The following is a 6,514-nucleotide window of genomic DNA, read 5'->3' on the forward strand; positions in this document are numbered from 1 at the left end:
GCGGCGATACCGCCCATTTGCATCGCCCACCGGGCTCTCCACGACATTTTCGTTCGCATCGCTGCGGCGCGGCTCTTGCCTTGCCGGACCAAGGGCAAGCCCGGCGGCGCCCGACCTGACGCTTGGTAAAGTGAAAATCCTTAATGCTATTAACCATTTCCGGGAGAATTCGTTTACACTTCGTTAAGCTCGTTTACGCTGCCGGCATCAAGGAGTTCGTGGGGTAGCGTCATGTTGCAGTCCTTGAAGATCAGTTCAGGCAGCCGCGCGCCGACCGTGCTGGAAAGCTGCGAGGTCATCGATGCGATCCGCTACAAGGCGGGCTTCCTGCCGGAGGTGGAGATCGCCTATGAGCCGGATATCAAGACGCTCTGGGTCACGATCCGACCGGAGCTGAAGCCCGTCTTCACGCTGCAGCTGCTCGACAGCCTGGTGAAGATCCAGAGCGCGATCGTGGCGCTCTGGGGCGCGCCAGATCAGTATCACCGCGCCCCGGTGCGCTTCCTCGCCTTCCGCGGCACGGGGCCGTTCTTCACGCTCGGCGGCGATCTCGATTTCTATCTGGACTGCCTGGCCAAGAACGACCGCGCCGCGCTGGCGGAATACGCCCGGCTTTCGGCCGAAGGCGCGATCTGGAACTCAGGCGGCCTCAACGGCCTCGTGGTGACGCTCTCGACGATCCACGCCAAGGCGATCGGCGGCGGCATCGACGCGCCCCGCTCCTGCAATGTGATGATCGCCGAGGAACAGGCGTCGTTCGTCTATCCCGAGATCAAGTTCAACCACTTCCCGATCACCGCGGTGGCGATCCTGTCGCGGCGCATGGGCCAGCGCGCGGCCGAGCAGATGCTGCTCTCCGGCGAGGAGATGAGCGCGCAGGACTTCATGGCGGCCGGCGGGCTCGAGGCCGTGGTGCCGACCGGCACGGGCGAGAACTGGATCCGCAAATATTGCGCCGATTCCCTGCCGATCCACGCCGCCAAGACCGCGCTGTTCTCGGCCTTCAACCGTCGCCATGGGGATCTGCGCGAGGAACTCGGCCATCTCGGCCAGATCTGGACGGACTGTATGCTGCGCCTCAGCCCGAGCGCGATCTCGAAGCTGCAGCGCATCGCCCAGACGCAGGACCGGATGCTGGCGCGCGTCTACCAGCGCCACCTCGCCCCGGTCTGACGGGCGGAAAATCCAAGGCGCATCAGGGGCCGCGCGGCAAACCGGAGAAGCGGCCCCGGAAAACCACACGAAGCATTTACCTCTGCTCTCGTACAACCCTCTGGCATGATGCGCGACGTGCGGAATCCGCGCGTCGTACCGCGTGGGGCGGCAGAGGCAGGAGTAGATGGCAGGCGCTCTCAAGCGACTGATGGCGGCCGGCGAGCGCGAGCAGGGCGAGAACATCGACCTGACCGGCTATACGCTGCTGGTCAGTTCGCTGTTCTCGTCGCCGGCCTCGATCATCCCCGGCGGCATAGCCGGCATCCTGACGCCGTTCCTGTGCTGGCTCTCCACCGGCATGGACATCTTCATGAGCCTCACCATCCTGGTGACGCTCATCGTCGTCCTGCGCATCATGACGGTGATCGCCTATCGCCGGCACAACCACGCTCAGGACAGCTATGCGGAGACCCGGCGCTGGGACCGCGACTATTTCCTGGGCGCCACGGTATTCAGCGCCGTGCTCGGCTATAGCTGCTATGTCGCGCTGGTCCAGACCAACGATCCGGCCGCGCACATCACCTCGGTCGCATCGACCATCGCGCTGGCCTCCGGCTATGTCGCGCGCAATGCCGGCCGGCCGAAATTCGTCGCGGTGCAGCTCCTGACCTTCTGCATCCCGATGGCGATCGGCCTGATCGCCGCGCAAAACCCCTATTACCGCTATATCGGCTATTTCGCCTTCCTCTACGTGGCGGCCAATATCGCGATCACCAACTCCCTGCACCGCAACCTGCTGGCGCTCAGCGACGCCAACAAGCAGTCGAAGGCGCTGGCCTCCGCGCTGCACTCGCAGAACCTGACGCTTGACGCCGCGCTGAACACGATGATCGACGGGCTGGCGATGTTCGACCGCAGCCTCAAGCTCGCGGTCAGCAACGCGCCCCACAGTACGCTCTATGGCCTGCCCGAGACGCTCGCCCTGCCCGGCACGCCGCTGACGGCGATAGCGCGCTTCCTGGTCGAGCGTCAGGTGATCAGCCAGGAGCAATTGCGCGACATCCGCGCGGCACTGACCGAGGTGCAGACGACCCAGGTGGCGACCAGCCGCGAACTGGTGACGCGCAGCGGGCTCGTCCTGGTCGTGACGCTTGCGCCTGCCGCCGAGGGCGGCATCCTGATGCTCACCGAGGATGCCACTCAGCGCAAGGCGACGGAGGCGCGCATCGAGCAGATGGCGCGGTTCGACGAATTGACCGGGCTCGCGAACCGCTTCGAGTACACCGCGCAGATCACCGAGGCCTTCGCCAAGCTGGAGCGCACCGGCGACGGTTTCGCGCTGCTCTATCTCGATCTCGACGGCTTCAAGCAGGTCAATGACAGCCTCGGCCACGATATCGGCGACCATGTGCTGATGGAGACCGCGAGCCGCCTGCGCAGCGCGGTCCGCAGCAACGACCAGCTCGCCCGCTTCGGCGGCGACGAGTTCCTGCTGATCCTGCCGTCCTCGGACCATCTCGTCGTCACCGCCATCGCCCAGCGCATGATCGACGCGATGTCCCGGTCTTTCGACGTCGACGGCAAGACCGTCTACGTCACGGCCAGCATCGGCATCGCGATGGCACCGCTCGACGGCGCCAATCCGGCCGACCTGCTGCGCCATGCCGATACGGCCCTCTACAAGGCGAAGTCGGCCGGCCGGAACATGATGATGTTCTTCAACCCGGCCATGGCCGAGGAGATGATGGAGCGGCACGAGATCGAGGTCGATCTGCGCAAGGCCTGCAATGACGGCACGCTCGAACTCTATTACCAGCCGATCATCGACCTGAAGACACAGAAGGTCGTCTCGCGCGAGGCGCTGATGCGCTGGCGCCACCCCACCCGCGGCATGGTGCCGCCCGGCGTCTTCATCCCGATCGCTGAGCAGTCCGGCCTGATCGCCGGCATGGGCGACTGGGCGATCCGCCAGGCCTGCCGCGATGCCGCGAGCTGGGAGCCGGGCATCGGCGTCTCCGTCAACGTCTCGCCGCTGCAGTTCCGGGAGCCGCGCCGCATCGTCGAGACGGTGAAGAGCGCGCTCCTCGCCTCGCATCTCGAATCGCGGCGCCTGATGCTGGAAGTCACCGAATCGCTGCTGATCGAGGACGAGAAGCTGGCGCTTTCGGTCCTCGACGAATTGCGGGCGCTGGGCGTGACCTTCGCGCTCGACGATTTCGGCACTGGCTATTCCTCGCTCGCCTATCTCTCGACCTACCCGTTCGCGCAGGTGAAGATCGATCAGAGCTTCACGCGCGAGGTCCATACCAACGAAGCCTCGAAGGCCGTCATCGAGGCGGTCTGCCAATTGGCGCGGCGCCTGCAAATGAACGTCGTGGTCGAAGGCATCGAGACGGAGCAGCAGCGCATCGCCGTGCAACTGCTCGGCGCCCATCGCGCCCAGGGCTTCCTGTTCGGCCGCCCCGAGGCGCTGGCCAGCATCAAGGGCCAGAACGGCAATCGCAGCGTGGCCTGAACAGGCTTAGAGCCTCTAACAAAACCCGGAGGGGTCTCGACGCCGGCAATTCGTCCGCTCCGCCAAGGAGCGGGGTGAAGCCGATACCGTTGGTATCGGCAAGCGCCGCGACGCCGTGGACGGTCGAATTCCCGGCGCCGGAGGTGAGCTTTGGAGGGCCGCCTGCGGCGTCGGACCGACTTGCCGATATCGAAGGATATCGGCTGCGCGCTCCTCCTGGCATTCGGCTCCTCTAAAGCCCATCGAGACCCCTCCGGGTTTTGTTAGAGGCTCTAAGGCGGCTCTTTTTCCGGAGCATCCGCACGGCGGCCTTGATTCCGCCGGCCCGGCAACGCATCAGCGAGGGTGAGAGCGAGCGGAACGGGACATCCGGTGAGCGACGGCACGGCCAAGGCGGTGAAACCAGCCGCGTTGACACCCGATATCTGCGTCATCGGCGCGGGCGCAAACGGCATCGCGCTCACGATCGCCGCAGCGAGTTTCGGCGTCCCCGTCGTTCTGATCGAGCGCGGTGCCATCGGCGGCGATCCGGGGCCGCTCGCTATCCACGCCCTGATCGCGAGCGCCGCCCGGGCGCAGGCGCTGCGCGATGCCGGGCGCCTCGGCCTGGCAGCGGCGGAGCCGCAGCCGAACCCGGCGCAGATACACGACCATATCCAGCGCGCTCTGGCGGCCGGCCGGGCCAATCATTCGGCCGAGCGCCTGGCCGCTCTCGGCATCACCGTCATCCGCGGCGAAGCGCGTTTCACGAGCCGCAGCACGGTCACCGTCGACGGGCGCGCGATCAAGGCCCGCCGCTTCGTGATCGCCACCGGCGCGCGCGCCGTGCCGCCCGCGATAGCCGGGCTCGATGCCGTGCCCGTCCTCCACGAATCGGACCTCGCCGGCCTGACGCGGCTGCCCGAACGCCCGATCGTTCTCGGGGGCTCGGGGGCTGCCCTGGCGCAGGCCTTGCGCCGGCTCGGCTCTGCCGCGTCGCTCGTCGCGCCGGAGGGACTGCTCGCGGGCCATGACGACGAAGCCGCGACGATCCTGCGGCGGCGGCTGCTGCGCGAAGGACTGGAGCTTCACGAAAACAGCACGCCGCTGCGGGCGGAACGCAGCCGGTCAGGCCTTCGCCTCGTCCTCGCCACGCCCTCGGGCGAAACGACCATCGAGGGCTCGCATCTCGTCATCTGCGGCCCGCGCCGCGCCGAAATCGCCAGCCTCGATCTCGAATTTGCCGGCATCCGCTGGGACGCCTCGGGCATCACCGTCGACAGGAGCCTGCGGACGAGCAACCGCCGCGTCTACGCTTTGGGAGCCTGTGCCGGTGGCACCGCGACCGCTGCATCGGATCGTGCCGGCGACGACCAGGTCGGGCTCCTGCTGCGCAGCATTCTGTTCCGCCAACGGGTCAGGATCGATCCGGCCAGCGAGCCGCGCGTGGCCTGGACCCGGCCGCAGGTCGCATCGGTCGGAGCGTCGGAAACGGAGGCTCGCGCCAGGGCCGGCCAGATCCGGGTGCTGCGCTGGCCTTATTCCGAGAATGCGGCAGCCCAGGCCGCCGGCGAGACCGAGGGCTTCGTCAAGGCGATCGTCGACCGCAAGGGCCAGATCCTCGGCGTCACCATCGTCGGCGAAGACGCGGGCGAGCAGATCGCCCCCTGGTGCATCGCGATGCGCGCCGGGCTCGGCGTCGACGTCGTTTCCGGCATGCCGTTGCCCGGCATCGCCCGCTCCGATGCCTCGCGCCGCGCCGCCCTCTCCTTCCATGCGACATTGACCACGCGGCCGGCCCTGCGCCGCCTCATCGGCTTTTTGCGGCGTTTCGGTTAAGCTCCCCGACGATGCATGCACCCAAGCCAGCCTTGTCGGTCAGCCAGCCGCGCGGACTCACGCGCCTCGGCCTGTCGGCCAAGCTGCTGCTCGTGACCGTGCTCTTCGTCATGTTGGCGGAGGTGCTGATCTATCTACCCTCGATCGCGAATTTCCGGCGCAACTGGCTGCATGATCGGATCGCCGCCGCGCAGGTCGCCGCACTGGTGCTGGAAGGCGCGCCGGAAGACGGCCTGCCCGAGGGGAGCGAGAACCGCCTGCTGATGGGCGTCGGCGCACGCGCCATCGCGGCGCGCGTCGGCGGGGCGCGGCGCCTGCTCAGCCTCGATTCGATGCCGCCGCCGGAGGTCGCCCGCTCGATCGACCTGCGCAATCTCGACTGGCTCCAGGCGATCAACGAGGCCGTCACGGTGCTCGTCGCGCCTGCGACGATGCCGATCCGCGTCGTCGGCGAGGCCGTCGGCGGCGCCGATTTCGTCGAGATCGTCATCGACGAGGCGCCGCTGCATCGGGCGATGCTGAAATTCTCCTGGAGCCTGCTGCTGATCTCGCTGCTGCTCACCGGCCTGACCGCGCTTGCGGTCTATATCGCGCTCAATGCGCTGATCATCGGGCCGATCCGGCATCTGGCGGCCAATGTCATGGAGTTCGAGGCGGACCCGGAGAACCCGCGGCGGATCATCGAACCCTCATTGCGCGCCGACGAGATCGGCGAGGCGGAGCGGGCGCTCGCCCGCATGCAGGGGACGCTCGCCGACGAACTGCGCACCAAGAAGCATCTCGCCGAGCTCGGCCTCGCCGTCTCCAAGATCAACCACGACCTGCGCAACATGCTGGCGGCGGCGCAGCTCATGTCCGACCAGTTGATCGAGACCCGCGACGCCAAGATCCGCCGCTTCGCGCCGCGCCTGATCGCGACGCTCGGCCGCGCCATCGATTTCTGTCAGGCCACCCTCGCCTATGGCCGCGCTGCCGAGGCGACGCCCGCCATCCGCGACGTGCCGTTGCGCCAGCTCGTCGCCGAGC

Annotated in this window: 4 protein-coding genes; all 4 read left to right on the forward strand. The window is 67.5% G+C overall.

Translation table 11 applies throughout. The features are described 5' to 3' along the window. The first annotated feature begins 231 nt into the window (after positions 1-231). On the forward strand, positions 232-1,173 hold the full coding sequence (locus tag JHD80_RS19960; protein WP_199091023.1) for an enoyl-CoA hydratase-related protein: 942 nt from the start codon (positions 232-234) through the stop codon (positions 1,171-1,173). Positions 1,174-1,339: 166 nt separating this feature from the next. Continuing rightward, positions 1,340-3,670, forward strand: coding sequence for a putative bifunctional diguanylate cyclase/phosphodiesterase (locus tag JHD80_RS19965; RefSeq protein ID WP_199091025.1), 2,331 nt, complete (start codon positions 1,340-1,342; stop codon positions 3,668-3,670). A gap of 372 nt (positions 3,671-4,042) precedes the next feature. Further along, positions 4,043-5,488 carry an FAD-dependent oxidoreductase gene (locus JHD80_RS19970; protein ID WP_199091027.1) on the forward strand — a complete coding sequence of 482 codons (1,446 nt, stop codon included), beginning with the start codon at positions 4,043-4,045 and terminating at the stop codon, positions 5,486-5,488. A gap of 11 nt (positions 5,489-5,499) precedes the next feature. Continuing rightward, positions 5,500-6,514, forward strand: a 1,015-nt coding sequence (locus JHD80_RS19975) for an ATP-binding protein (RefSeq protein WP_199091029.1), incomplete at its 3' end; no start/stop codon positions are given.

It is taken from the genome of Allobosea sp. ASV33 (assembly GCF_016428755.1).
In the GTDB taxonomy this organism is placed as follows: Bacteria; Pseudomonadota; Alphaproteobacteria; order Rhizobiales; family Beijerinckiaceae; genus Allobosea.

Coding starts and splice junctions, on each gene's coding strand:
- JHD80_RS19960 (WP_199091023.1), top strand. CDS start 232: ATGTTGCAGTCCTTGAAGATCAGTTCAGGCAGCCGCGCGCCGACCGTG.
- JHD80_RS19965 (WP_199091025.1), top strand. CDS start 1,340: ATGGCAGGCGCTCTCAAGCGACTGATGGCGGCCGGCGAGCGCGAGCAG.